Source organism: Ruminococcus sp. AF17-22AC, from assembly GCF_003460065.1.
Lineage (GTDB): Bacteria > Bacillota > Clostridia > Lachnospirales > Lachnospiraceae > Blautia_A.
Genome location: NZ_QRXT01000005.1, coordinates 185,259 through 209,505, shown reverse-complemented (window position 1 = coordinate 209,505; position 24,247 = coordinate 185,259). Strand labels below are relative to the sequence as shown.

31 protein-coding genes are annotated in these 24,247 nt (G+C 41.9%); 19 read left to right on the top strand and 12 right to left on the bottom strand.

Annotation, left to right across the window (positions count from 1 at the left end):
* The first annotated feature begins 1 nt into the window (after position 1).
* The 3 genes from DWW86_RS09750 (at position 2) to DWW86_RS09740 (ending at position 4,578) form a co-directional block, all read left to right on the top strand.
* Complete coding sequence (locus DWW86_RS09750) at positions 2-1,771, top strand: ABC transporter ATP-binding protein (RefSeq protein ID WP_117942944.1); 1,770 nt, start codon at positions 2-4, stop codon at positions 1,769-1,771.
* Entirely contained in the window at positions 1,758-3,467 is a 1,710-nt protein-coding gene (locus DWW86_RS09745) for an ABC transporter ATP-binding protein (RefSeq protein WP_117942943.1), read from the top strand. Before DWW86_RS09750 ends, DWW86_RS09745 begins: the two co-directional genes overlap by 14 nt.
* Before the next feature lie 214 nt (positions 3,468-3,681).
* Positions 3,682-4,578, top strand: a complete 897-nt coding sequence (locus tag DWW86_RS09740; protein WP_117942942.1) for an alpha/beta hydrolase family protein — start codon at positions 3,682-3,684, stop codon at positions 4,576-4,578.
* Positions 4,579-4,924: 346 nt separating this feature from the next.
* On the opposite strand, the gene DWW86_RS09730 is transcribed toward DWW86_RS09740, so the two are convergent.
* The 3 genes from DWW86_RS09730 to DWW86_RS09720 all read right to left on the bottom strand — a co-directional run bounded on the left by DWW86_RS09730 (position 4,925) and on the right by DWW86_RS09720 (position 7,147).
* Positions 4,925-5,293, bottom strand: coding sequence for a TnsB C-terminal domain-containing protein (locus tag DWW86_RS09730; RefSeq protein WP_270618022.1), 369 nt, complete (start codon positions 5,291-5,293; stop codon positions 4,925-4,927).
* A 184-nt stretch (positions 5,294-5,477) separates the two neighbouring features.
* Entirely contained in the window at positions 5,478-6,857 is a 1,380-nt protein-coding gene (locus DWW86_RS09725) for a relaxase/mobilization nuclease domain-containing protein (RefSeq protein WP_117942941.1), read from the bottom strand.
* Complete coding sequence (locus DWW86_RS09720) at positions 6,824-7,147, bottom strand: MobC family plasmid mobilization relaxosome protein (protein WP_015528451.1); 324 nt, start codon at positions 7,145-7,147, stop codon at positions 6,824-6,826. The genes DWW86_RS09725 and DWW86_RS09720 overlap by 34 nt, the downstream gene beginning before the upstream one ends.
* 249 nt (positions 7,148-7,396) lie before the next feature.
* On the opposite strand from DWW86_RS09720, the gene DWW86_RS09715 reads away from it, so the two are divergent.
* Positions 7,397-7,768 carry an MmcQ/YjbR family DNA-binding protein gene (locus tag DWW86_RS09715; RefSeq protein ID WP_054335618.1) on the top strand — a complete coding sequence of 124 codons (372 nt, stop codon included), beginning with the start codon at positions 7,397-7,399 and terminating at the stop codon, positions 7,766-7,768.
* Complete coding sequence (locus DWW86_RS09710) at positions 7,765-8,199, top strand: flavodoxin family protein (protein WP_217256255.1); 435 nt, start codon at positions 7,765-7,767, stop codon at positions 8,197-8,199. The genes DWW86_RS09715 and DWW86_RS09710 overlap by 4 nt, the downstream gene beginning before the upstream one ends.
* A 58-nt stretch (positions 8,200-8,257) precedes the next feature.
* Here DWW86_RS09710 and DWW86_RS09705 read toward each other — a convergent pair whose 3' ends face one another.
* Together DWW86_RS09705 and DWW86_RS09700 are read right to left on the bottom strand one after the other, a co-directional pair.
* Entirely contained in the window at positions 8,258-8,458 is a 201-nt protein-coding gene (locus DWW86_RS09705) for a helix-turn-helix transcriptional regulator (RefSeq protein ID WP_054335619.1), read from the bottom strand.
* 57 nt (positions 8,459-8,515) lie between these two features.
* Positions 8,516-9,250 (bottom strand): XRE family transcriptional regulator, encoded by a 735-nt coding sequence (locus DWW86_RS09700; RefSeq protein ID WP_117457278.1) that lies wholly within the window; start codon positions 9,248-9,250, stop codon positions 8,516-8,518.
* A gap of 192 nt (positions 9,251-9,442) precedes the next feature.
* Between DWW86_RS09700 and dinB the strand changes: the two genes are divergently transcribed.
* The 3 genes from dinB to DWW86_RS09685 are packed head-to-tail and all read left to right on the top strand — an operon-like array spanning position 9,443 to position 11,169.
* Entirely contained in the window at positions 9,443-10,690 is a 1,248-nt protein-coding gene (gene dinB, locus DWW86_RS09695; RefSeq protein WP_117942940.1) for a DNA polymerase IV, read from the top strand.
* Between the two features lie 14 nt (positions 10,691-10,704).
* A complete protein-coding gene (locus DWW86_RS09690; RefSeq protein WP_117457280.1) occupies positions 10,705-10,917 on the top strand; it encodes a LexA family protein in 213 nt (70 codons plus the stop codon).
* A gap of 12 nt (positions 10,918-10,929) precedes the next feature.
* Positions 10,930-11,169, top strand: coding sequence for a hypothetical protein (locus DWW86_RS09685; RefSeq protein ID WP_054335621.1), 240 nt, complete (start codon positions 10,930-10,932; stop codon positions 11,167-11,169).
* Positions 11,170-11,414: 245 nt separating this feature from the next.
* Here DWW86_RS09685 and DWW86_RS09675 read toward each other — a convergent pair whose 3' ends face one another.
* Complete coding sequence (locus DWW86_RS09675; RefSeq protein WP_054752894.1) at positions 11,415-11,621, bottom strand: DUF6219 family protein; 207 nt, start codon at positions 11,619-11,621, stop codon at positions 11,415-11,417.
* Between the two features lie 179 nt (positions 11,622-11,800).
* Between DWW86_RS09675 and DWW86_RS09670 the strand changes: the two genes are divergently transcribed.
* The 8 genes from DWW86_RS09670 (at position 11,801) to DWW86_RS09630 (ending at position 17,083) form a co-directional block, all read left to right on the top strand.
* A complete protein-coding gene (locus DWW86_RS09670) occupies positions 11,801-12,118 on the top strand; it encodes a helix-turn-helix domain-containing protein (protein ID WP_054335623.1) in 318 nt (105 codons plus the stop codon).
* Positions 12,119-12,267: 149 nt separating this feature from the next.
* Positions 12,268-12,480 carry a sporulation initiation factor Spo0A C-terminal domain-containing protein gene (locus tag DWW86_RS09665; protein WP_054335624.1) on the top strand — a complete coding sequence of 71 codons (213 nt, stop codon included), beginning with the start codon at positions 12,268-12,270 and terminating at the stop codon, positions 12,478-12,480.
* 7 nt (positions 12,481-12,487) lie between these two features.
* Positions 12,488-12,919, top strand: coding sequence for a hypothetical protein (locus tag DWW86_RS09660; protein WP_054335625.1), 432 nt, complete (start codon positions 12,488-12,490; stop codon positions 12,917-12,919).
* Between the two features lie 326 nt (positions 12,920-13,245).
* Positions 13,246-13,719 carry a sigma factor-like helix-turn-helix DNA-binding protein gene (locus DWW86_RS09655; RefSeq protein ID WP_172590466.1) on the top strand — a complete coding sequence of 158 codons (474 nt, stop codon included), beginning with the start codon at positions 13,246-13,248 and terminating at the stop codon, positions 13,717-13,719.
* Between the two features lie 573 nt (positions 13,720-14,292).
* Complete coding sequence (locus DWW86_RS09645; protein ID WP_117942938.1) at positions 14,293-14,658, top strand: type II toxin-antitoxin system PemK/MazF family toxin; 366 nt, start codon at positions 14,293-14,295, stop codon at positions 14,656-14,658.
* A gap of 136 nt (positions 14,659-14,794) precedes the next feature.
* A complete protein-coding gene (locus tag DWW86_RS09640) occupies positions 14,795-14,974 on the top strand; it encodes a hypothetical protein (RefSeq protein ID WP_117942937.1) in 180 nt (59 codons plus the stop codon).
* Between the two features lie 77 nt (positions 14,975-15,051).
* Positions 15,052-16,464, top strand: coding sequence for a recombinase family protein (locus tag DWW86_RS09635; protein WP_055057334.1), 1,413 nt, complete (start codon positions 15,052-15,054; stop codon positions 16,462-16,464).
* 133 nt (positions 16,465-16,597) lie between these two features.
* Positions 16,598-17,083, top strand: a complete 486-nt coding sequence (locus DWW86_RS09630; RefSeq protein ID WP_286187695.1) for a sigma-70 family RNA polymerase sigma factor — start codon at positions 16,598-16,600, stop codon at positions 17,081-17,083.
* On the opposite strand, the gene sstT is transcribed toward DWW86_RS09630, so the two are convergent.
* From sstT to DWW86_RS09600, 6 genes are all read right to left on the bottom strand, one after another.
* Positions 17,076-18,305, bottom strand: a complete 1,230-nt coding sequence (sstT, locus tag DWW86_RS09625; RefSeq protein WP_117942936.1) for a serine/threonine transporter SstT — start codon at positions 18,303-18,305, stop codon at positions 17,076-17,078. The genes DWW86_RS09630 and sstT overlap by 8 nt on opposite strands.
* Before the next feature lie 111 nt (positions 18,306-18,416).
* The gene (locus tag DWW86_RS09620) at positions 18,417-19,034 is read right to left on the bottom strand and encodes a stage V sporulation protein AA (RefSeq protein WP_072521762.1); all 618 of its coding nucleotides are present in this window, start codon (positions 19,032-19,034) and stop codon (positions 18,417-18,419) included.
* A 10-nt stretch (positions 19,035-19,044) separates the two neighbouring features.
* Positions 19,045-19,401 carry a SpoVA/SpoVAEb family sporulation membrane protein gene (locus DWW86_RS09615; protein ID WP_072521761.1) on the bottom strand — a complete coding sequence of 119 codons (357 nt, stop codon included), beginning with the start codon at positions 19,399-19,401 and terminating at the stop codon, positions 19,045-19,047.
* Positions 19,401-20,492: a stage V sporulation protein AD gene (locus tag DWW86_RS09610; RefSeq protein WP_072521760.1), complete on the bottom strand. Its 1,092-nt coding sequence runs from the start codon at positions 20,490-20,492 to the stop codon at positions 19,401-19,403. The genes DWW86_RS09615 and DWW86_RS09610 overlap by 1 nt, the downstream gene beginning before the upstream one ends.
* A complete protein-coding gene (locus tag DWW86_RS09605) occupies positions 20,492-20,974 on the bottom strand; it encodes a SpoVA/SpoVAEb family sporulation membrane protein (protein ID WP_072523366.1) in 483 nt (160 codons plus the stop codon). Before DWW86_RS09605 ends, DWW86_RS09610 begins: the two co-directional genes overlap by 1 nt.
* Positions 20,975-21,078: 104 nt before the next feature.
* Positions 21,079-21,495 carry a stage V sporulation protein AB gene (locus DWW86_RS09600; RefSeq protein ID WP_117942935.1) on the bottom strand — a complete coding sequence of 139 codons (417 nt, stop codon included), beginning with the start codon at positions 21,493-21,495 and terminating at the stop codon, positions 21,079-21,081.
* 191 nt (positions 21,496-21,686) lie between these two features.
* Between DWW86_RS09600 and DWW86_RS09595 the strand changes: the two genes are divergently transcribed.
* The 3 genes from DWW86_RS09595 to rapZ are packed head-to-tail and all read left to right on the top strand — an operon-like array spanning position 21,687 to position 24,232.
* Positions 21,687-22,433, top strand: coding sequence for a tRNA threonylcarbamoyladenosine dehydratase (locus DWW86_RS09595; RefSeq protein ID WP_072521758.1), 747 nt, complete (start codon positions 21,687-21,689; stop codon positions 22,431-22,433).
* The gene (gene murB, locus DWW86_RS09590) at positions 22,430-23,350 is read left to right on the top strand and encodes a UDP-N-acetylmuramate dehydrogenase (protein ID WP_117942934.1); all 921 of its coding nucleotides are present in this window, start codon (positions 22,430-22,432) and stop codon (positions 23,348-23,350) included. The genes DWW86_RS09595 and murB overlap by 4 nt, the downstream gene beginning before the upstream one ends.
* 3 nt (positions 23,351-23,353) lie before the next feature.
* Positions 23,354-24,232, top strand: coding sequence for an RNase adapter RapZ (gene rapZ / locus DWW86_RS09585; protein ID WP_072521756.1), 879 nt, complete (start codon positions 23,354-23,356; stop codon positions 24,230-24,232).
* The last annotated feature ends 15 nt before the right edge of the window (positions 24,233-24,247 follow it).

Sequence of the window (24,247 nt, the reverse complement as noted above, 5' to 3'; positions counted from 1 at the left end):
GATGAAACAGAAAAAGAAAAACAGGATTGCATTGCTACTTCAATGGGCCGGTGAGCAGAAAATCTGGCTGCTACTGGCAATTCTGCTAGCTATGGCAAGCGGCCTATGCATCATTGTACCGTATATCGGGATTTACCGTGTGATGGATGCCGTTTTCCAGCATAACTGCACAAACGAGTTTGTCGTCCAGACGATTATGATGATTGCCGTTTCTGTGGTCCTGCGTTTTGTTTTATTTGGGTGTTCCGGTGTGGCTGCCCATAAAGGTGCTTACGGCGCTTTGTTCAAGGTGCGCTGCATGGTAGCGGAGCATCTGGCAAAAGTTCCTCTTGGTACGATGAATGAGAGGCGGATCGGGGATATCAAAACAGTACTGAATGAAGACATTGAAAAATTAGAGTTGTTCCTGGCTCATAACCTTCCAGACCTTGTGTGCTATATGGTAGGGCCGGTAGCTATTTTTATCTATTTGATGACAGTAAATATCCCATTGGCACTGGTTTCCCTGGTGCCGTTGATTCTGGCTGTTGTGGTAATGGGGGTTATGTTCCGAAATACAGATGACCTGATGGACCGGGCGAACCGATCCATTACAACGCTCAATTCTGTGATGATCGAATATATCAGCGGCATGAAGCTGATTAAAGCGTACAACATGGGGAGCAAGTCGTTCCAGAAATTTTCAGGTGCAATTCAGGAAGAGAATGCCATGTGGAATGAAACATCCCGGAGAATGGGACCTCCTTACGCAACCTTTGTGGTTCTGATCGAATGTGGGATGCTGCTAATGGTTCCCCTGGGCGGAATGTTCTTCCTGAAGGGCTCCCTGGCGGCCAGCGCTTTTTTGCTGTTCGTCTATGTCGGCTCCATGTATCTGACAGAGATCCGGCCTTTGCAGGAATTGGGGACAAACTTTGCGAATGTCCTGGGTGCCATTACCAAAACAAAAGAAATATTGGATGTTCCTGTTTATGAAGGCGGAAAGGACTTCCCGAAAAACCATGAGATTGAACTTAAAAATGTACGTTTTTCCTATGATGGAAAAACGGATGTATTGCAGGGAGTCAACCTCACAATCAAAGATGGGGAACGCATGGCACTTGTGGGACAGTCCGGTGCGGGTAAGAGTACCGTAATCGAACTGATCTCCCGGTTTTATGATGTGCAGGAGGGGGAGGTGCTGATCGGCGGGGTCAACGTGAATGAACTGAACTACGATACCATCCTGAAGAATATTGCCATTGTATTCCAAAAGACATTTCTTACCCGTGACAGTGTCCTGGAAAATATCCGTATGGGCTCGGACGCCAGTCTGGAGAAAGTACGAGCTGCCGCCAGGGAGGCGCAGATTGATGACTTCATCATGTCACTGCCAGATGGTTATGACACAAAGGTAGGCAGTTTCGGCTCCCGTTTCTCTGGTGGAGAAAAACAGCGGATCGCCATTGCAAGGGCAATCCTGAAAAATGCCCCCATTCTGATCCTGGACGAAGCGACAAGCGCTTCTGACCCGGAAAATCAGATGGAAATTGATAAGGCCATCCAGAACCTCTGTAAAGGCAGGACGGTCATTGTGGTAGCACACAGGCTGAGCGCCCTGAAAATGTGCGACCGTGTGGCTGTGGTAGAGAACCATACAATTACCAATGTCGGCACCCATGAGGAAGTACGGAAAGAGAACGCTTACTATCAAAAAGCATGGGAGGACTACGAAACAGCGAGGGGAATTACTTATCAACTGGAAGGAGGCGGGCAGAATGAATCCGAATAACGTATGGAAGAAGAACCGGGAGTTTTATATTGGTGTTGCCGGGACTGTTCTGGAAGGATTGCTCTCTGGAAGCCTGTTTATGCTGCTGTATTCCGTCATGCGGTTTTTATGGGACGGTCAGTTTGATATGAACCGTGTGCTGGTACTGACAGCTGTTATCGCTGTCATCTTCCTGTTCCGCATTTTGATATACAGCTATGGCTATACCAAAGCACAGATCGGCGGTGCCAGAGTCAGTAAAAATATCCGCCTGTTTATGGGCGACCATCTCAAACGTATCCCGATCTCCCGGTTTACGAGGGGGCAGACTGGCGATTATATCAATACAATTACCAGTGATGTAAATAATTATGAAAAAATTCTGACGCATAAGATTGGGGACATTGCAAAGAATTTTGCCTTGTCGCTGATGCTGATCGTTTTTGTGATGACGATTTACTTTCCTGCCGGATTGATTCTACTGACTGCTGACTTGCTTTTGTTTCCAGGATTATGGCTTTCCTTCCGGCAGGTAGCGAAATATGGAAAAGAGAAGAACGATATTTGTGCGGAGAATGTCAGCAGCATTGTGGAGTATGTATCCGGTATCCAGACTTTCCGGGCCTATGGCGTTGGCGGTCTGAAAAACAAAACGGTGATCCATGCCATGCAGGAGTTTAGCAGGATCAGCTTTGTGTATGAAGCAAAGGTTCTCCCGATTGGTGCGGGATTTGGTATTTTGAGCTGGCTGTCCTGTCCGGTTGTGATCTGGACGGCCTATGGCCCCTGGGCAGCTGGAACTTTAGATACCGTGTCCTATCTTTTGATTTGTATGCTGCCTTTATTCTGTGCAAAGCTGGCAAATTCCATTTTTGTAGACCTCACCAGCTATAAGAATCTGATGATCTCGAAAAATAAAATCATGGCTGTGATGAAGGAACCGGAAGAAACCGGCAGCATGGAGCCGTTACAGGCAGCCTCCCATGAGATTGTATTTGACCATGTGGACTTTTCTTATGTTCCCGGGGAACCGGTGTTAAAACAGGCTTCCTTTACTGTGCCGGATCAGAAGCTGACCGCCATTGTGGGGGATTCCGGCTCCGGCAAGTCTACCATCCTGAACCTGATTGCAAAATACTATGAAGTATCTGGCGGCACGATTTCCATAGGGGGCAGACCGATCAATCATGTAGCTGCGGAACGGGTATTAGACCAGATTTCTATGGTGGATCAGGATGTGTTCCTGTTTGATGATACGGTGCGGGAGAATATCCGCTATGCCCGCCCGGATGCTACGGACGCAGAAATTGAAGTGGCCTGCCGGGAGGCTAACTGTGACGGCTTTATCCGCAAGATGGAGAAAGGTTATGATATGCCGATTGGGGAAAATGGTAATCTCCTGTCTGGCGGTGAACGTCAGCGCCTTTCCATAGCACGCGCCATTTTGAAAAACAGCCCAATCCTGCTGCTTGATGAGGCAACGGCCTCCCTGGACATTGAGAACGAGCTGGCAGTAAAGCAGGCGATTGCAAATCTGCTGAAAGAGAAAAAAACAGTGGTAATGGTTGCACATACCCTGTCCATCGTAAAAAATGCAGATCAAATTTTGGTGGTTTCCGATGGCCGGATTACCGAAGCTGGTACACACAAAGAATTGTTAAAAAAGAACGGGAAGTATGCAGCTATGTGGGATGCTGAACAAAAAAATGTATCTTAAAGCTATGTGTGTGCGGGAATAAGAATTTAATTTGTTGTTCAATATAAATGCAGAATAGAGATATGTGGAAAAGAATTTAGTGTAAATTGACGGCGCAATTGATTCTAAAGTGTAATTAGCAAAAGAATAGGGTTCTTGTTAAATTAAATGTAACAGAATGAAACATTATCAGTGTTTTTTGCGCCGTCACAGCGATGGAGGAAGAGTTTTAATTATGAAGATTTCCTATATTGTTATAGGTGTTTTTGGATTTTTAGTATTTATTAGTTTTGTAATAGCGTGCGTGGGAATAGAAATTCAATTTGGAAAAAGAATTGAACAAAAAGGACCAAAGATGGTAATCCCAGATTGGATTCATCAAAAAGAAGTTGAATTTGTGTCTGGTAAAAATAAGCTTAAAGGCTATATCTTTTGGAATGCTAAAGATAATAAATTATCTGAAAAAATAATAGTATTAGTTCATGGATATGGAGTAACATATAAAGATTATGAAATAGAAATAGAAGAATTCGTAAAAAGAAAGTATTCAGTTTTTGCTTATGACATGACTGGCTGTGGTATGAGCCAGGGAAAGAAAATAGGCGGATTTTCACAATTTTTGCTAGATGCTCAAAGTGCAATAAAATATGTAGAGAGTATGAATCTCAATATGGAAATTGAGTTGGTTGGTCATAGTACAGGCGCATATGCGGTGGCTGCGCTGCTAAATTTTGATAATTTAGGTGTAAGTAAGTCGATTATTATATCTGGATTTAATCATCCCAGTTCATATGTCAGTTCATGCTTACAAAAGACAATAAAAGGACTATCTTATTTGGTTCAAGTGTGGATATACATAATGGGAATTGTAAAATATGGGGAAATAGCAAAATACACGGGGGTGGACGGAATTAACCATTTTCAAGGTGAGATTCTTGTTATGCAAAATGAAAGAGATGATATGGTAACGTTAAAGCAGTCATTGTATTCGAATAGAAGCAAAATAATCAATAGAAAAGTACTGTTCTGGTTGAAAAATGATGCAGGGCATTATCCGACAAGAAAAAAAATTAATGGAAAAGAAATTGCTGAAGATGCTACATTTGAGGTTATAAAAAATTTCTTGGAATGAGTTGAATTTCTAGCGGCTACAGTACTGCAGGCGTAGTCACCATATTTAATTATACTGAAATTTTTAGTAATATAAATTAAGATGGATAGAATAAATAAGAACATTATTCATAGCTAGAAATTGGATTAACTAGTACATGGTTGCATTAATAATTAAGTAATATCAAACTGTCAAAGGCACACCTTTATAAGTCCACTTAAAAGGCTTTGCCATAACGTTATATTGCTCTACAAAGCGCAGGATACCCGCTTTTAGTTCCTCTATAGAGCGATAGCTTTTTCTTTTAAGAAGACGTCGGTTTATAATGCCAAACCAGATTTCCTCTGAGTTCATCCAGTGAATGAAACTATCTGATATCAAGCCCTGCCATCCACTGATCTTTCATGGTGCGGAACCAGCGCTCAATTTTTGCCTTCTGTGTCGGGGAGTATGGCTGATCATAATGGATGACAGAACCGATCCGGGCTGCAAGCAGTTCCATCTGCTTGTTTTTATAGCTTCTGCCATTATCAAAGTTAAAAAGTTGTGGGCGGCCGTATTTTGCAACGGCAGACTTAATGACCGACATAAGATTTACAAAGTTACCGTGAAAAAAGACATCAATGCCGACAATGAGGCGGCTGGCATCATCAATCAGCGTAATGATATATACCTGGTGTTTCTTACCATCGTCAGTTTTTAAATAAGGTCCCACACTGGAATCTCCGCACCAGATTCATTGACGTGAGGTCTTTCATAACGGTGCATATCAGGGTTTGTGGATGTTTTAAACTGGACTGCCAGCTGGTTGATATACTGGTTGGTTAATGGTAGATGCCGATACTTCCCCATTTTTAATGCTGCCATTGTCCTGAAGCTAGGAAGATTTAGAAGACAATAATTGAGTTGTCAGTGCAATCTTATTTATCTCTTGTGACAGAAACAGGTTTCCGTTTTGCCGGAAGTAAGTCTGAATTGATTTCAGGAGCATCGAGCAGTGCAGTGAAATTCTGCTGAATGATATCCAGTGTCTTTTGTTTTTTCTGTAATTCTTGCTTTTCCCGGACAGTAGTAGCCTGTTCAGATTCAAGATTTTCAATCAGCTTTTGGACTTTATTAGAGCTTGGGATTTTGGTAACGCCGAGATCCTGAAGCTTTTTTTTTAGTGAATCGTGGAGCTGGTATTCTGCCTGATGTTTGGTGCGGTATGCTTTTGGATTTTTAGCAGATTTACAATCTTCAATTACTTTACGACAAAGCCGGTAAGAATCGCAGTGTTTCTGAATGACTTTCTGCGTGCTCAGCTCACTGTTGATTTGTGCTATTCTTTGATCGGCAGCTTTAACAGAAGCTTCAATGTCAGAAACATGCTGCTGGAAATCTTCATAATTCAGCAGGTTATTTTCAGAAAGATAGTTGAAGGTACGAGCCGCTTCTTTCAGGTTATTGAGTTTTGCCCATCGTTCAAATCCTTCACGATTTCCTGTTGTTACATAGGTGGAAATATTGATATACAGGCGAGCTTCTCTGGACAGATGCCTTGGAGTTTTTACTTTGTTACGATTTTTAGCCAGACGGATGCGAACATTTTCTTCGGAATAATAGCTTCCGAGAGATTTCATATAAGTGAAGTTCTTCTGCTCCGGTGCACGGAAGGACAGGTGCTTTCCCTGCCGGACTTCATATCCGGCTAACTGCATCTTTTGCAGAAATTCCTCATAGTTGATGGAAGTCCAGATTGATTTATCAACTGCGACACGTAGCTTGGCTTTCCAACTGGTGCCACGATGATATTCCATGTTCTCTTTATAGCTTTTACCTTTTTCTCCGGTTGGCATGCTGGTGGCAAGTCCATTTTCATGGCAGATACGATTACTGATTCTGCAGAGTTTATGGTAGCTCCGCTTATTGGAAACATACTTGTGATGATCAACAAAGCTTGCAGCGTTGAAGATGATATGATTGTGAATATGATTTTTGTCAACGTGTGTGCTGATCACGTACTCATATTTTCCTTTCAGCACTTCGTCAGCAAATTGTTGACCTAAGCGATGGGCATTTTCGGCATCAACTTCTCCAGGTTTAAATGATTGGATCAGATGAAATGCCAGGTTATCGCCTTTATCCATTCCATTCTTTTTTGCCATTTCTCTTGTCATAGAAAATTCAAGATCTGCAGTTTCCGGGGAACAGCCAAAACTGGAAACTAACAGTTTTTCATCTGTCTTATCTGGATTTGTAATATAGTCCAGAGCTTTCTTGTCAGTTACCTTAATGGGGAAGATTTTAAGATACGCCATAATTCTTTCACCATCTCTTTCAATTCTTGCATTTCTTCTGGATATAGATCTCCGGTGGTATTTACCTTTTTTGCAATCTGGTTGATATTTACACCAATCTTGTGCATTTCCTCATACTGTTTCTTCAGTGGGGTGGTATCGGTGTTGACGATGTAACCGTCGATTGCCATCTTACGCAGATAAGCTCCCATGTTTTTGGTTTTTGATTCTATCATCTTCCTGCGTATAAGCTTCCTTTCTTCTTCGGTGACATAAAAATGGATTTCTTTGTTTCTCTTTCTTTCAGCCATTGGTGGGTTCTCCTTTCTGAGAGGACAGTAGTATCGTTGCTTTCAACGTTTTTCAATTTAGGGCAGGGTACCCTAAATTGGGATTTCCCGGAAGTGTATCCTCACTTCCTGTCCTTGCTGTTTTACCCCTCTATTAGTTAAAGTCAGGAGAACCGGGAAAATGCAAAAGAATTTGGCAGGTAGCACGGGAAGTGAAAATATGGTATGATTATGGGCAGGATATCAGGAGAATCAGGAGTTGAATAGATTGTGAAGAAAGAAGAAATTTTTGAATATGTGAAGAAACAGTATGGTACGATGCCGGAGTATTTATGGGCACAATCACCAGATAATGCTGTGTTGCGACATAAGAATGGAAAATGGTATGCTGTGGTCATGAGCGTTGAAAAATGCAAACTAGGATTAGAAGGAAATGAATTTGTCGATATTATGGATGTAAAATGTGATCCGGAAATGACAAGTATGATTATTCAGACCTTTGGATTTTTGCCAGGATACCATATGAACAAACAGCACTGGATCACAATTTTACTGGATGGTTCAGTAAGTGAAGCAAAGACATTAGATTTTTTGGATATGAGCTATGATATGATTGATGGGAATAGAGGAAAGGAAGAATGATGAGAAAGGTAATCGTATATTCATCTGTGCATCATGGAAACACAGAGAAATTAGTAAAGAGCATTGCAGAAGAGTGTCAGGTTGATTTGATTGATGCTGTAAAACAGCCAGATGCAGATCTGAGCAGTTATGATACGATTGGGTTTGCATCAGGAATCTATTTTTCAAAATTTCATCAGTCGATATTGGGATTTGCAGAGAAGAATCTACCGGACGACAAAGGGGTATTTCTGATCTGTACTTATGGTGGAAGTGCGAATTATAAATCCATAGAGCAGATTTTGGGCAAGAAGCATTCTACAGCAATCGGAAAATTCGGATGCAAGGGCTATGACACATTTGGCCCATTTAAACTGGTGGGTGGTATAGCAAAAGGACATCCAGATGGAAAAGATATAAAAAATGCAGTTGAGTTTGTAAAAGGACTCTAAATAGTTTAGCGAAAAAGAAAAACCGGGGAACAGTCCTCGGTTTTCTGATATTTGCGGTTCAGTCTTCAATTTGAAAAATCTCTTCTACTGGCATTTTCAGATAATGTGCCAGACGGATTGCAATTTCGAGAGAGGCATTTCGCTCACCACGCTCAATGCGTCCGATGGTATCACTGCAAGAACCGACAGCTTTTGCAAGATCTGCCTGAACGAGATTTCGTTCTTCACGGATATCTTTAAGTGTGTTGTTAATTGCCATTTTATCACTTCCTTTATTATTTTCAGCAAGAGCAGGCTAGAAGTCTGCAGTTGATCTTTAATGAAAACCAGGGATTTCTGCTCCTTTGCATTTTCCGATTACTTTCCCAAAGATTTTAAAAGAATCAGATTCATAAATCTGGATTGGATGATACTTTTCATTCAATGAAACCAGATAAACTCCATCCGGACCGTCATGTAGCTCTTTGATATAGGTATTGCCATTGAGATAGAAGATACCGATTTCACCGTTGGAGATACTGTCTTGTTTATGAACCCATGCAACATCTCCGGTATGATACATTGGTTCCATACTGTCACCAGATATACGGATTCCAAAATCCGTCTTTTCAGGTGCGAGATGACCGACATTGTAACTTTCTTTTACACTGTCTTCAATATAATTTCCAGTACCGGCAGAAGCTGGCTCTACTGCAATCGGCTGATAATTTTCAAATGGAATGATATCGGCTCTATGCGGAAGATACTTTCTGGACGCCCGCAGAAGATTGGCAAATTCAATAATCTTAGCTTTGCCGTCTTCATTCAAATTTTCCATGACATGATCAAATGGATTTTCACCTAAAAATTCTTCGTATATATCTTCAATATCTAAAATCTGACAAACTGTCAGGATTGTGTGTAAGGAGGGTTCTCTTGTTAGATTCTCCCATTTGGAGACTGCTTTCGTAGTAACTTCAATTCCTTCCTGAGCAAGTAAGTCCACCAGATCCGCCTGGGAGTAGCCTTTCCTTTTTCTGTTTTCTACTAATACTTCTCCGAAAGCACGCATATGTTCGCCTCATTTCTTTTTGATTTTTCTATATGCATTATAACCCGAATAAAATCAAAAATCAAGAAAAATCTCCGAAAAGGAGATAATACGACCAAGATGTCGCTTGACTATCTCCAATACGGAGATATATACTAAGCATACAGAAATTGATAAGACAATAAACCAAACAGAGAGAAGGTGGTGGAGTTAATGGGAGACAGGACAATTCTTCATAGCGACATGAATTCATTTTATGCAAGTGTGGAAATGCTGCATCACCCGGAATTTGCCGGAATGCCTCTTGCAGTTGGCGGTGATCCGGAAGCCAGACATGGAATTGTGCTGACAGCAAATTATATTGCAAAGCGAAAAGGTGTAAAGACCGGAATGGCATTATGGCAGGCAAAACAGATTTGTCCGGAAATCATTTTTGTGCCACCACGGATGGACTTGTATTTGAGATTTTCACAGATGGCAAGAGAAATCTATTCGGAGTATACGGACAAGATCGAGCCATATGGGATTGATGAAGCCTGGCTGGATGTATCAGACAGTAGAAATCTGAAAGGAAGCGGAATAACGATTGCAAGAGAAATCAGCCATCGGATTAAATACGAACTGGGTGTAACGGTAAGTATTGGAATTTCCTGGAATAAGATTTATGCGAAACTTGGTTCAGATTACAAAAAGCCAGATGCGATTACAGAGTTTAACCGGGAGAATTATAAAAGTATGATTTGGCAGCTTCCTGCATCGGATCTGCTTTATGTTGGAAGACAGACTCGGAAGAAACTTCAGAAGCTGGGGATTCGAACCATTGGGGAACTTGCAGAAAGTGATGAAGCAATGTTAGAAAGCCATTTTGGAAAGATGGGAATTGTGTTATGGTCATTTGCAAATGGCTGGGACGATGATCCAGTTTGCAAAGATGGGTATACAGCTCCGGTGAAGTCAATTGGTAATAGTACCACAACTCCAAGAGATTTAGAAGATGATCTGGATGTCTGGATCATTCAGATGGCACTGGCAGAAAGCGTTGCAGCAAGATTAAGAAAACATGGTTTTAAATGCAAAACGATAGAAATTACGGTCCGAGACAATGGCTTGTTTCGTTTTTCGAGGCAGAAACAATTACATCATCCAACAAATATAACAGATGAGATTGTTACAGCAGCATTTCAATTGTTTAAGGATTATTATAAATGGGAGCATCCAATCAGAAGCCTTGGTATTCGAGCAGTAGATCTTGTGTTGGATGATATTCCCGTCCAGTTGGAACTTTTTGGTAATCAAGAGAAACAGGAAAAATTGGAAAAGATGGATCGCACTGTAGATGAGATCAGACGACGGTTTGGTTATTTCAGTATACAGAGAGCAGTTATGTATCAGGATAAAGTCTTATCCCACTTGGACGCTGGTACACATACAGTTCATCCACACAGTTATTTTCATGGATAATGGGAGGGATAAATTTGAAACAGACATTAACCAGAAAACAGGAAGAAAGCTATCAGTGCATTTTGAATTATACGAAGGAGCATGGATATCCGCCGACAGTTCGGGAATTTGGAAAACTGATCGGAGTAAGATCAACGTCATCTGCTTTTTCCAGAATTAAGCAGTTGGAACAAAACGGATATATCCGAAGGATTCCGGCATCGCCAAGAGCAATAGAGATCTTATAGTGAGGTGTCGGTATGAATAAAGTGTATGTAGATGTAGTGGCAGAGTTTCGGAAAGACGGAAAACTGGTTCCTATATTTTTCACCTGGGAAGATGGAAGAAAATATAACATTGACAGAATTTTGAAAATTGAGCGATGTGCCAGCAGAAAGGCAGGCGGTGTAGGAATGATGTATACCTGTATGATACAGGGACAGGAAAGCCATTTGTTTTATGAAGTGGATAAATGGTTTATGGAGAGAAAAACAGCATAAGGAGAGATTGGTATAGACGATATTATTTGGATTATTAACCGGCAGGGATAGTCACTTTCCCTTTATATTCCTGTAGGTTTTACATAAGAAGATGGATTCCGGTCAGCAAAGGCAGCTCCCACAATGCCTTTTGGATATCCGCTTCTGCAAGTTGTAGTAAGTAATTGCTTCCCATCAAAATCATGGGGAAAGCGAACTGGTCTGAAAGACCGCCAGTTAGTGTGATGATGATAAGGAGATTTTGTTTAACTATTCTCACTATTATTTGATTCAGTGATTTTTTTCTTCTTTGGAGAAACCAGTTTGTGACCGGAATAAATGGACATGCCCATACAAAGCAATGAAGAATAGGCAAAATATTTATGTGCAGTCATAGATTTTCTGATTCCAGAATAAATGCATCCCAACATACAGAAAAGTGCTCCGAGGGACCAGTATTTATGCGATTTCATGATTTGATACCTCCTTTGATTTAACTGATTCTATCATAACGCTTTTTTACGAATATGCAAAGAAAATCTTGAAATATAGTTCTATAGAATTAGAACTTGGTTTTGCGATTCTGTATATTTAAGATATTCACAAGTATACTAAATTCAGAACGATTATTCGTTCTGGAGGAGGTGTTACGATGGATTTGAAAGCAGTAGGACAGCGAATCAAATCAGCACGAGAAGCAAAAAATCTCACGCAAGAGGAACTGGCTGCATTAGTACATTTAAGTCCGACGCATGTGAGTGTAATAGAGAGAGGCTTGAAAGTTACAAAATTGGATACCTTTGTTGCAATTGCAAATGCATTAGATGTTTCTGCAGATACTCTTTTGATTGATGTTGTGGCACATTCAGTTACAGGTGTTACCAATGAGCTGGCAGAGAAAATAGAAAAACTTCCGATCAAAGAGCAGAAAAAAATTATCAAAGTAATCCATACATTATTGGAAGAATAATATGACAAAACTGGGAAGAGCAAGTAGCTCTTCTTTTTTTGCCCCTTTATCCAGCTTTAAGTTGAAAAGTGTCTTTTCATGACGATAGAAATATGCTAAATTAGTTCCATAGAACAAGATGTAATTCTTTTTATATTGGAGGAAAATGAATGAGAGAGAAAACTATTTATGAGAAGATTGCAGAAAAGTACAACACAACACCAGAAGAAGTACGAAGAGAAATGCAGATAGCCATAGATGCAGGCTTTGATAATCCTGATCCAGCTGTGCAGGAAAAATGGAAGAAAATGACACTTAAAGGAGACAGACCCACACCGGAAGAAGTAATCAATTACGCAGTAAAACAATTAAAAGGAAATTAATGAAAATATGAAGAAAAAGATAATTGCAGTGATAACAGGAGCAGTGATCTTGATAATTGCTGCAGGAAGTATTTATGGGAAAACTGAATCCGGTCATAAGAGAGGTGAACCGGATGTAGTAGGAACATTTTCCATAAATCGGGATGAAAATTTAACTGTGGTCGCTAATCGGGAAAATATTGAGGATAGGGAAGCGTTTGCAAGAGAACTTTTGCAGATGTACAAGGATGATTCTTTTCATTCGACAAAATTCTCTACAGACAGGGGATATGCGACGAGCCTTGATATGAACATCTATTTATGGAAAGAGGATATTGAAGACGGGGAATCGGTAATGACAGCCGAATACAGACCTGTAGAATATGGAAAGGACTATGATGTTGTCAATAATCCTGATAAATTTCAAATATATATAGATGGAAAAGAAGTAGAAGAATAACACAGTGAACTTTTTACACTGAAATATGTACGATTCTAATAATGACATGAACTTATGGGAACGTATTGCGGATACTTTGTGAACTTTATCCTGATACAATGATTATGCTGATGAAAGAGGGCATAGATAACTGAATACAAGAAAGAGACGAAAGTCTCAGTAGTTAAGAAAAAACTACTGGGGCTTTTTTTTGTGCCTGAATTTTTCAGCCAATAACTGCGGGTATGTCCCGGCAGGATAAAGGCGGAGCAGGCATGATCCTAAACAGAGGTCCGCCTTCTGGATTTGAAACGAGCAACAAGATTTCAAATTCAGGAGGAACGGATATGTATATTGAACACCCATATTTTTATGACGGAAAGTACTACGCAAATATTGATGGAGAAATGATCGAGATTACAAGAGAAGTTGCGTATGCGATGAACAATTTTTACAGAAGTAGCAAGGCAAAAAAAGTTGAGATTAAGAACGAACTGGGGGAAGTCGTGGATAAGATGCTGCGGGAAGTACCTTACAGTGGACAGTCCATTGATGGGGAAGGATTCATGATTGAAGAGTTCCCGGATCTGAATTGTGACGTGGAGCACAGTGTACTGACGAAAATGGAACAGCAGGATATTCATAAAGTGATCGATCAGCTGAATACCGAGGAACGCATGATTATTTACGGCATTTTCTTTGAAAACAAGACACAGACACAGATGGCAGAGATTATGGGGATTTCCAGACAGGTATTAGCTTACAAGCTGAAAACGATCCTTAATAAAATGCGTGAAATGTATATGAAAAAAATTTTTTAAAAAATTTCGGAAATTTTTTTGCATCTGCCGAAGTTATTTGACTTTAGTAATTAGAGGAGCTTTAAGGACTCCCTAAAATGCACCATGATAACTGAATATCCAATAATAACTGACGTGACATTTCATACAGTGAGCACGAGGAAGATGCCGCTATAGGATTATAAGACGTAAGAAACTATTTAGAGTCAATAATGCTGCGAAAAAGCACTGACCAAAGCCAGTCGGCAGGCTGGTGATGCGATGACATGTGTGAGATGCGATACACTTGCAGACCCTGAGAAGTCTGTAACTGGTAAACCTATGAACTGCCAGAGCCTGGAAACGAGAGCTTTTGGGTTGTGGTCCGGAGTATAGCATCCGGGCAGGTTATTATTCCCTTCCTGCAGATGCAGGAGTAACGATTCGGGGTATCGAGGATAAATAGAATCGAGCGAGCACTGTTTAATAATCAAATTGGCTATAGAGGTTATGCGGCAGAGCTTTCCATCTTGGAAAGGAACTCTGCCGTATTCCTGTGGAGCCACTATAGCGCTATGAATGCTTTACAAATTAAAAAGATTGGAGAGATGACAAGTGACGATTCGAAGAGGAGATATCTTATGGGCGGATCTCGGTATGTTCCCGACAACTTCGGTTCAGGGTGGAGTAAGACCGGTGATCGTAGTAAGTAACAACAAAGCCAATACATACAGTTCAGTCATTACAGTAGTTCCGATGACATCAAGAATATATAAGAAGCGGTATTTACCAACACATGTATTTATCAGTAAATACGATATGACAGGGATCCGAAAAGGAAGCCTGGCATTGGCTGAACAGGTTATGAGCATTTCTACAAAATGCATTATTGAGAAATGCGGAAGAGTAAATAAGTGGAGTTTGGATCGGGTACTGAAAGCAGTACGGATTCAAATGGGAATGAACGAAAGCGAGCAATGATATTCCTGCTTTCGACAATTCAACAGAAAACGACGTTATAAAATGTAGATAACACAAAAGAATGACAATACAGGACGAGCGGTTCTGGTGATTTTTTAGAGACGATTGAATATGATTTATAAAGGGAGGGATTGCGATGGCATTAAAAATTGTAAGAAGATATGATGCAAATGGTAATGTGATCGAAGATAAAGATTTAGAAAGATTCAAATTGGATTCCCCGGTAGTTCGTCAGATCTTATATCAGATGAATAAAGAGATGGGAGCAGTTGATAATATTAAAGTCGATGCAGCTGAAAGAAGAAATTTCGTATAACATACTTAGAGAAATAAAATAAGTTGAAATTTTTCTGGAAGGATGGTATAGTATACGTGAGAGGAGGAAAGAGCGAGGTGAGAAACATAAGAATTGGAAAGAATACCTCAAATAATAAAAAAACAGGATTGTATATCAGAGTTTCTACAAATTTTCAGTTTGAAGAAGGATATTCAGTAGGTGCTCAGACAGAGAAGCTTGAAAAGTATTGTAATTATCAGGAGATTGATAATTATGATCTGTATATTGATGGTGGCTATTCAGGAAGCAATCTGAATCGACCGGAGATGAAACGTCTTATTAAAGAAATTCAAGAGGGCAAAGTGGAATCAGTTGTAGTTGTTAAACTTGATCGTTTGTCCAGAAGTCAGAAAGATACGATTTATCTTCTGGAAGATGTGTTTGAAGCAAATGATGTTGGATTTATTTCTTTAAATGAGAACTTTGATACAACAACACCATATGGAAAAGCAATGGTAGGTATCTTATCTGTATTTGCTCAGTATGAACGTGAAAATATTCGTGAACGTACACAGATGGGAATTACAGAGAGAATCAAAACCGGAAAATGGAGAGGGACGAAACCACCATTTGGTTATGACTATAATAACGGTGATGACGTTCTTGTGCCAAATAAAGATGCTGAAACAGTCAGAAAGATTTTTGAATTATATAAGGAAGGCTATTCCACGTATGCACTGGCAAAGATGTTCGATTTAAAAGGAGACAAACAAGTGTCCGATATGTTATCCAGAGTGACATACATTGGAAAGCTCAAATATAATAAGGAAATCGTTGATGGTCTTCACGAGCCGATAGTTGATAAAAAACTGTTTGATGAAGTTCAGGAATTGCGAAAAACAAGAACGAGAGCAACTTCTCATAAATCACAGTATTTACTTACTGGGTTAATATATTGTGGATTATGTGGGGCAAAGATGCGTTATCAAAAATGGAGCGGTGGAAGAGTGATGATTTACTGTTACTCATTAGACCATAGTAAACCGCACTTGGTTAAGAATCCAAATTGCCAGAACGGAAAATTGGATGCAGCTGAAGTTGAAGATGTTGTTGTTAGTGATATGCTGAAATTATCAAAGGAGTATGAGGTAATCGAGGAAAAATCAGAACAGCAAAATCAAAAAGGATTTGAAGCTATGAACCAGAGAAAATCAGTTCTTGAAGGTAAGCTGAAATCCCTGTATAATTTATATGCATCCGATACCAATAATAGTGTCCTGCTGGAGACAATTGGTGAGATCAATAAAGAACTGGAAAATCTGAATACACAGATAGAACAGTACACATTAAAGAACACCAGAGCTAAAGATATGACAGCAAGAGCTAAAGCATTCAAAAGTGTTGCTGACAGCTGGGAGTTCATGTCTTTCAATGAAAGACAGAAGACTGTACGTGAATATATCAAAAAGATTAAAATATCGAATGATTATGTTGAAATTGAGTATAATGATCTTTTGACACTACAGTAAATTACATTTCTATAGTTAATACATCGCAAGGGGATATATCTTCTTGCGTGTAAAATTTCATATATCTTATTCAAGATAATTACCCTATTGGATAAAGGAAATTTCAAAATTTCCACTATAATACATTATCCCAATGATCATCGGAGAGATCAAACGTTTCCTGCGGGATGACGGGATCCTGAAGGTTAGCAGATCTATTAAGGAGAATCAGTATCGCATTGGGCGAAAAAGAGAAGAGCTGGAAAAAACACTGGGGAGGGAACCAACGCTTAAGGAACTGGCAGAGAGTGTGCAGATGCTGCCGGAAGAACTGGCAATGACAATGGATGCGGCAAATGATGTGGAATCTATTTATCAGATCATTTATCAGGGGGAGGGAAATGAACTGAGACTTCTGGATAAGATCCCGGAAAAAGAAAACCTCCACGACAGACTTCTGAACAAGATCTTTCTTGAAGAGCTTCTCAAAAGTCTGAACGCGGAGGAAAGAAAGCTTCTTTACATGCGCTATTTCCGGGAGATGACTCAGATGGAAACAGCAGATGAATTCGGCGTATCACAGGTTCAGATCTCGCGGATGGAGAAGAAAATTCTGAACCGTCTGCGTACGATTATTTGAATTTGATCTCTTTTCCTTCCAGACGCCACTGTCTGAATTCAGCAGATGCTGACAGAAGAAGGTCAGAAGAAGAGTTCAGGGCTGTTTCTACAGAGTCCTGAATAACACCGATGATGAATCCTACTGCAACGACCTGCATGGAAATGTCATCAGAAATACCAAACAGGGAGCATGCCATCGGGATCAGAAGCAGAGATCCGCCGGCAACACCGGATGCACCACATGCAGACAGTGCTGCAAGAAGGCTTAAGATGATTGCGGTCGGGATATCTACGTGGATACCAAGTGTAAAGGCTGTTGCCATGGTCATGACGGTGATCGTGATTGCTGCACCATCCATGTTGATTGTAGCACCAAGCGGAATCGTTACAGAATAAGTATCACGGTCAAGTCCCATCTCTTCACAGACCTTCATATTGACAGGAATGTTGGCAGCAGAACTTCTGGTGAAGAATGCGGTCAGCGCACTTCTCTTCAGACAGTGGAAGATCAGCGGGTATGGATTCTGGCGGATACACCAGTAAACCAAAAGCGGGTTAGTCACAAAGTAGATAAAGAGCATACATCCTACCAGCAAAGCAAGCAATTTTCCGTAAGTAGTGAAGATCTCCAGACCGTTTGTGGATACAGTGTTGAATACAAGACCGAAGATACCGAACGGAGCCATGTTGATGATCCAGGAAACAACAGTAGATGTTCCGTTTGCGATATCATTCAGTACATTTTTGGTCATGTCATTTGCTGCACGGAATGCAAGTCCGAGAAGAATCGCCCACGTAAGGATGCCGACGTAGTTGGCATTTACAAGGGAAGATACCGGGTTGGCAACCACATTTAAAAGAAGGTTGTTTAACACTTCAGCGATGCCCTGTGGTGCGGCTGTGTCTGTAGCTGCGGCAGTGGCCAGTGTAAGTTTTACCGGGATTGCCATGCTGGCAAATACAGCGATGACAGCGGCAAGTACGGTACTGAACATGTAAAGTATGATAACTGTCTTGATAACACCGCCGTGGGAGTTTCCTGCGTTACACAGAGAACTGATAACCAGAAAGAATACCAGCAGAGGTGCAATTGCTTTCAAAGCACTTACAAAGACATCTCCGAGGATGGAGATACCGGTAGCTCCCGGGATTGTGAGACCAAGGATCGCTCCGAGTACAAGTCCGACAAGGATTCTTTTGACCAGAGCAATTTCGGTCCATTTGTTCCATAACTTTTTCATATTTTCGCTCCTTTAACGTTGTAAAATGATAATATGGTACATTATAAACGAAAAAAAGCGAGAAGGCAACAAAATTATTTTGAATCATACAAAGGAATTACAAAATGCCGGTCAGGAAGAAGATGCCTTCCTGCTGCTTTCTTCAAGGAGTGTGGTATTTACATTGTCTTCATACTGCCGCATCTGCACCTGCATCGGCGTGGGATCAGCAGAAAACTTCTTTCTCCCGAAGTGATTAAAGAAGAAAAGAACACCGGCAGCAAGCCCAATGGAATAGGAAATTTCCAGTATTGTAAATCCGTTGGAGACATTTCCGGTTACCTGCTGATAGATCTGCTTAAAAAGTGTTCCGACATCGGCATCGGTGTTGAATGTCATGATTGAAAAAGCAGCACCGAAGAAGGATGCAAGTGATATAAAAACCACTTTCAGGATTTCAAAAATCATCTGAGGTTTTCCCGGTGGCTGGTAGGTTAGGATAAAAGATAGTTCTCCAAGAGGAGTGATATCAAGATCCGGTTCTTTTTTCTGAATCAGATCGACAAGATCCATCACAGACATTGTATAGCGCCCGGGAGTATCCGGATTTAAGTTGGCAACGGGAAGTACCCGGAGGCGGTTGAGGACTTTGGAATTGCTGCAGGAAAGTCTTGCAATGTCCTGCAGATAGACATGAGGATGTTTTATAAGAATATTCATGTCTGTCTGTATATACAGGGTATCACTCATGAAATTCACCTCATTCTTTCATCTGTGGGCGGAAAATCATACTGGATAAATATGAAAAGATCAGGGCTGCGGAGACACCGAGGGCGCAGGCAGTAAAACCACCGGTGAACAGTCCGAGAAATCCATCTTCGGAGATTGCTTTTGCCATACCTTTCCATAAAGTATGTCCGAATCCGAGCAGCGGAACCGTGGCGCCGGCGCCGGCAAAATCTGCAAATGGCTGATAGAACCCGAGAAAACTTAAAAGGGCACCACTGCATACGAGAAGAACCATGACGCGGCCGGGCAGCAGTTTTGTTTTATCCAGAAGAATCTGAACAAGGGCACAGATGAGGCCACCGGTCCAGAATGCATTAAAATAGTCCATCAGCTTTTACCTCCTTTGCATGGAGTGGGAATGTGTTCGAGGATAATTCCGTGCGCAATGCCGGAGACGGGGGCACCCTCATTAAAACTTACTTTTGAGAGCATGGCACCGGTCGGGACAAATAAAACCCGTTTCAGTTCTCCGCTGGCGATACGTGGCAGAAGCCATGCGGTGAGAACAGATGCTGCACATCCACAGCCGCTTCCTCCGGAATGAGTATCCTGTACCTGATTGTCATAGATCAGAAGGCCACAGTCCTGATGTACGGATGAGATATCTGTTCCCTTTTCGGCAAGGAGATCAAGAAGAATGTGCTGACCGATCATGCCGAGGTCACCGGTGATGATAGCATCGTAGTCTTCAGGGGAACGTGAAAAATCTTCGAGGTTTCGAAAAATGGTATCACATGCCGCAGGCGCCATGCAGCCTCCCATGTTGAGCGAATCGCGAAAACCGAAATCAATCACCTTTCCGGTTGTGATGCCGGTGATAGCGGCACAGCCGTTTGCATGAACAAGAGGTGATGCTCCGGGGAAAGAACTGGCAGAGGGGACTTTTGCGCCGATGACACAGGCACCGCTTCCGGTCACGGTCCAGGTGGCAGAAAGCGGACGCTGGGAACCGTAACCGAGAGGAAAACGGAATTCTTTTTCGGCAGTTGCGAAGTGGCTGGAGGTAGCGCACAGGATATGCGCTCCGTATCCGGCAGATACAGCAATCGCACCGAGGGATAAGGATTCACCCATGGTTGAACAGGCACCGTACAGCCCGTAGAATGGGATGCCCATTTCTGCAATGCCGAAAGAGGAGGCAATTGTCTGGGCGAGAAGATCACCTGCAAATACCATGCGTATATCGTGGGGTGTAAGTCCGGCTTTCCCGATTGCGAGTGTGGCGGCTTCTTTTTGCATGGTGCTTTCAGCGCTTTCCCATGTCTTTTCGCCGAACATGGAATCTTCACAGATCATATCAAAATATTCTTTTAGCGGGCCGTCTCCTTCTTTTGGCCCGACGACAGAGGCTGTACTCTGAATATAGACCGGATCGGTAAAAGAAATACTTGCTTTTCCTGTTTGCTTTCCGACAGACATTACATCACCTCCACAAGTTGAAAAATAAAATAGATGACTCCGAGGATCCAGGAACTTAAGATTCCATATAGAATGACAGGGCCGGCAATCGTAAAGATTTTACAGCCGATGCCGAAGACCTGTCCTTCTGCACGGTATTCGATCGCGGAAGCAGCAACAGAGTTGGCGAAACCGGTAATGGGAACAAGTCCTCCGGCACCCCCAAATTTGCCGATTTTGGAATAAAGATTTAATCCTGTTAAGATGACACTGATCAGGATCAGGAGTAAAGAGCACCAGTTGCCGGCGGTTTCGCGGTCTGCGCCGATTGTCATGGCGGTATTGAGAATAAGCTGCCCGAACGCACAGATCAGTCCTCCGGTCAGAAATGCTTTTATCATGTTGAGAGGCAGACTGTGTGTGGGAGTGATGCTGTTTACATATTTTACGTAATTTTTTTGATTTTCTTTATAGGTTTTGTTTCCGTTTGCATGTTGTTTCATAAAATCATTCCTTTCCTGATAAATTTTTGGGATATATGAAAATATTTGAGAAAAGACAGGATTTCTTTTGACTTTTTTGTGTTTTATGCATATAATGAGAAGGCTTATTGCCATCTGAGAAAGTAAAAAAGGAAGCATCCTGTAAATTTTCCAGCGGCAATGGCAATGATAATGACGGGAAGCCCGCGGGTGAGGTGGATCCTCCGGCAGAAAACGGGGAAGACATCGGCAACTTCCGCAAGGGCAAGAATCCAGCTTCCCAGGAAAATACCGGAAAAGACACCATATAAGATAAGAAAAAGATTCCCCAGTGGAAGGGAAGGCTTAAACAGACAGAAAAGATTTCCGAGCGCAACTCCGAGGAAGGTCAGGTCTTCGTATAACAGCATGTGATCCGCGGTGTGCGTGATTCCGGCGTAGCGTGGAACGATAGAAAGACCGATCATCAGACCGACGACACCACCGGCAATGATGATACCGGAACTTAAGCCCGTGAAAATCAGAAAAATCTGCTGCCACATAACCGCACCCCTTTCGGCAAGATGTTATTTCAGAGGGAATTGATGGATATTATATGGAAATTGCAGAAAATCATACGCAAATTCTAAAAAAAATATGAAAAACTGTACATTCGATTGCGTGAATAGTATAATTAAACGGAGTGGGGATAGAGAAAGTTTAAATAATATGAAAGTCATAGGGAGGTTTGCACATGTATGATGCATTTTCTCGCATGGAGATTCTGATGGGAACCAGAGCTGTGAACCGCCTTGGCAGCGCAAAAATTGCAGTTTTTGGAATTGGCGGTGCGGGTTCTTATGTAGTGGAAGCTCTGGCACGCTGTGGAGTAGGCAGCCTTACACTGGTAGACCATAAAGATATCGTACAGTCTGATATCAACAGACAGCTATATGCGGGACAGTCTACCGTAGGACGCAAGAAAGTCCAGACAGCCAAGGAACATATCAGGGATATTGATGAGAATATTCTTGTTCACACATATGAAACATATTATAATGAAGAAACTGCAGGAATGTTTGACCTGCAGTCCTTTGACTATATTGTGGATGCCATGGATGTATCGGCATCCAAAGTGCTCTTGATAGAGCGGGCGGGAAACTGCCAAGTCCCGGTGATCTCCTGTCTTGCAACAGATAATAAAATCAACCCTGCACGACTTGAGATAGCAGATATTTCCAGAGTCAGTAACGATCCTCTGGCAAAAGCTATTCGTGCAGAACTTCGCAAAAAAAATATCCGTAAGGTTAAGGTGCTGTGTTCCAGAGAAAAGGCATACAGGGAGCGGCGCATCGGAAGGCAGAAAGAAAACCATGAGCATATACAGCCGGGAAGTATTTCTTTTATTCCGGGTGTGGCGGGCATGTTGATTGCCAGTGAAGTGGTGAAAGATCTTCTTACGGAAAAAATAAAAAAGAAAGATAGAGGACACAATTTGTGAATGAAAAAATAAAACAGAGATTTTGTCAACAGCTCGGAGACGAGTGTGTTCGCTTTGAAGAACCGATGTGTGATCACACGACATTTCGGATCGGCGGACCGGCAGAAATGTTTGTGATGCCGGAATCCTATGAGCAGATCGCATGGGTGATCAGGCAGTGCCGTCAGGCAGAGCTCCCGTATTTTATTCTTGGAAACGGCAGCAACCTGCTGGTCAGTGATCATGGCTATCGTGGCGTGATCATTCAGCTTGACCGTAATCTGGGAGAAATCACAGTGAAGGGTACAGAGATACGGGCGGCGGCAGGTTCACTTCTTTCTACAATTGCTGCAACTGCAAGGAAGTCATCTCTGACCGGTTTTGAGTTTGCGGGAGGAATTCCGGGAACGCTTGGCGGAGCTGTGACCATGAACGCCGGTGCCTATGGTGGTGAAATGAAAGATGTCCTTAAAGAAGTTACTGTGATGAATCAGGATGGTGAGATTCTTACGATACCGGCAGATAAGCTGGAACTTGGATATCGGACCAGTATCATAAAGACTGCCGGGTATATTGTACTGGAAGCAGTAATTTCACTTAAGGAAGGAAATATTGAAGAAATTACCGCACTTGGCAGAAAGTTAAGCGCGCAGCGAATTGAGAAACAGCCGCTAGAGTATCCGAGTGCAGGAAGTACATTTAAGCGTCCGGAAGGTTACTTTGCCGGAAAACTGATCATGGACAGTGATCTTCGCGGCTATCGTGTCGGCGGTGCGCAGGTGTCTGAAAAGCACTGCGGTTTCGTGATCAATGCCGGAGGTGCAACCGCGGAAGATGTGGTGACGCTTATGAAAAATGTGACGGATATAGTATACGAGAAATTTGGCGTAAAACTTGAACCGGAGGTAAAATTTCTAGGCGAATTTGACGGGAGATAAGATATGCGACTTGTAATAGTGACCGGACTTTCCGGAGCAGGTAAATCAACGGCGCTGAAAATGTTGGAAGATGCCCGTTATTTCTGCGTGGATAATCTTCCAATCGCACTGGTTGGGAAATTCGTTTCGCTGATGAGCGGTTCGCAGGAAGAAGATGTGCAGAATGCAGCCATTGGAATTGACGCACGAAGCGGCAAGGCACTGGAAGAACTTGAAGTGGTGCTTGATAAACTTAAAGCAGAAGGAAATACTTTCGAAATCCTTTTTCTGGATGCAGAAGACAAAGTTCTTGTGAAGCGTTATAAAGAGTCCAGACGCAGCCATCCACTTGCACTTACCGGAAGAGTGGATGACGGTATAAGGCTGGAACGCCAGAAAACAGAATTCTTAAGAAAAAGAGCAGATTATATTATTGATACAACACATCTTCTGACAAGGGAGCTCAAAAAAGAGCTGAACAATATTTTTGTAGAGAATGGTAAGTTCAGCAATATGATGATCTCAGTTCTGTCCTTTGGATTTAAATACGGCATACCGGAAGATGCGGATCTTGTCTTCGATGTACGCTTTCTGCCGAATCCATATTATGTGGACGAACTTCGGCCGCTGACGGGACAGGATGAAGGCGTGTTCAATTATGTAATGGATAATGAAATTGCAAGGCAGTTTGCAGCAAAGCTTGACGATATGATAAAATTCCTGATTCCGAATTATGCAAAAGAAGGCAAGACAAGTCTTGTCATCGCAATCGGATGTACGGGGGGCAAACACCGTTCTGTAACACTGGCACGGGTTTTGTATGACAAGCTGATCGAAACAAGAGAATACGGAATCAGGCTGGAGCATCGTGATATAGGAAAGGATGCTCTGCTGAAAAAATAAAGCAGCGCAAAAGGA

Bases quoted from the DNA above. Each gene is read 5' to 3' on its own strand.
- DWW86_RS09610 (WP_072521760.1), bottom strand. From the start codon at position 20,492: ATGTCTGTCGGAAAGCAAACAGGAAAAGCAAGTATTTCTTTTACCGAT.
- DWW86_RS09640 (WP_117942937.1), top strand. From the start codon at position 14,795: ATGGCATTAAAAATTGTAAGAAGATATGATGCAAATGGTAATGTGATC.
- DWW86_RS09660 (WP_054335625.1), top strand. From the start codon at position 12,488: ATGAAGAAAAAGATAATTGCAGTGATAACAGGAGCAGTGATCTTGATA.
- DWW86_RS09615 (WP_072521761.1), bottom strand. From the start codon at position 19,401: ATGGACTATTTTAATGCATTCTGGACCGGTGGCCTCATCTGTGCCCTT.
- sstT (WP_117942936.1), bottom strand. From the start codon at position 18,305: ATGAAAAAGTTATGGAACAAATGGACCGAAATTGCTCTGGTCAAAAGA.
- DWW86_RS09700 (WP_117457278.1), bottom strand. From the start codon at position 9,250: ATGCGTGCTTTCGGAGAAGTATTAGTAGAAAACAGAAAAAGGAAAGGC.
- DWW86_RS09720 (WP_015528451.1), bottom strand. From the start codon at position 7,147: ATGGCTGAAAGAAAGAGAAACAAAGAAATCCATTTTTATGTCACCGAA.
- DWW86_RS09655 (WP_172590466.1), top strand. From the start codon at position 13,246: ATGTATATTGAACACCCATATTTTTATGACGGAAAGTACTACGCAAAT.
- DWW86_RS09630 (WP_286187695.1), top strand. From the start codon at position 16,598: ATGATCATCGGAGAGATCAAACGTTTCCTGCGGGATGACGGGATCCTG.
- DWW86_RS09705 (WP_054335619.1), bottom strand. From the start codon at position 8,458: ATGGCAATTAACAACACACTTAAAGATATCCGTGAAGAACGAAATCTC.
- DWW86_RS09600 (WP_117942935.1), bottom strand. From the start codon at position 21,495: ATGTGGCAGCAGATTTTTCTGATTTTCACGGGCTTAAGTTCCGGTATC.
- DWW86_RS09725 (WP_117942941.1), bottom strand. From the start codon at position 6,857: ATGGCGTATCTTAAAATCTTCCCCATTAAGGTAACTGACAAGAAAGCT.
- DWW86_RS09595 (WP_072521758.1), top strand. From the start codon at position 21,687: ATGTATGATGCATTTTCTCGCATGGAGATTCTGATGGGAACCAGAGCT.
- DWW86_RS09745 (WP_117942943.1), top strand. From the start codon at position 1,758: ATGAATCCGAATAACGTATGGAAGAAGAACCGGGAGTTTTATATTGGT.
- DWW86_RS09620 (WP_072521762.1), bottom strand. From the start codon at position 19,034: ATGAGTGATACCCTGTATATACAGACAGACATGAATATTCTTATAAAA.
- DWW86_RS09740 (WP_117942942.1), top strand. From the start codon at position 3,682: ATGAAGATTTCCTATATTGTTATAGGTGTTTTTGGATTTTTAGTATTT.
- DWW86_RS09605 (WP_072523366.1), bottom strand. From the start codon at position 20,974: ATGAAACAACATGCAAACGGAAACAAAACCTATAAAGAAAATCAAAAA.
- DWW86_RS09675 (WP_054752894.1), bottom strand. From the start codon at position 11,621: ATGAAATCGCATAAATACTGGTCCCTCGGAGCACTTTTCTGTATGTTG.
- DWW86_RS09670 (WP_054335623.1), top strand. From the start codon at position 11,801: ATGGATTTGAAAGCAGTAGGACAGCGAATCAAATCAGCACGAGAAGCA.
- DWW86_RS09685 (WP_054335621.1), top strand. From the start codon at position 10,930: ATGAATAAAGTGTATGTAGATGTAGTGGCAGAGTTTCGGAAAGACGGA.
- DWW86_RS09665 (WP_054335624.1), top strand. From the start codon at position 12,268: ATGAGAGAGAAAACTATTTATGAGAAGATTGCAGAAAAGTACAACACA.
- DWW86_RS09710 (WP_217256255.1), top strand. From the start codon at position 7,765: ATGATGAGAAAGGTAATCGTATATTCATCTGTGCATCATGGAAACACA.
- dinB (WP_117942940.1), top strand. From the start codon at position 9,443: ATGGGAGACAGGACAATTCTTCATAGCGACATGAATTCATTTTATGCA.
- DWW86_RS09750 (WP_117942944.1), top strand. From the start codon at position 2: ATGAAACAGAAAAAGAAAAACAGGATTGCATTGCTACTTCAATGGGCC.
- rapZ (WP_072521756.1), top strand. From the start codon at position 23,354: ATGCGACTTGTAATAGTGACCGGACTTTCCGGAGCAGGTAAATCAACG.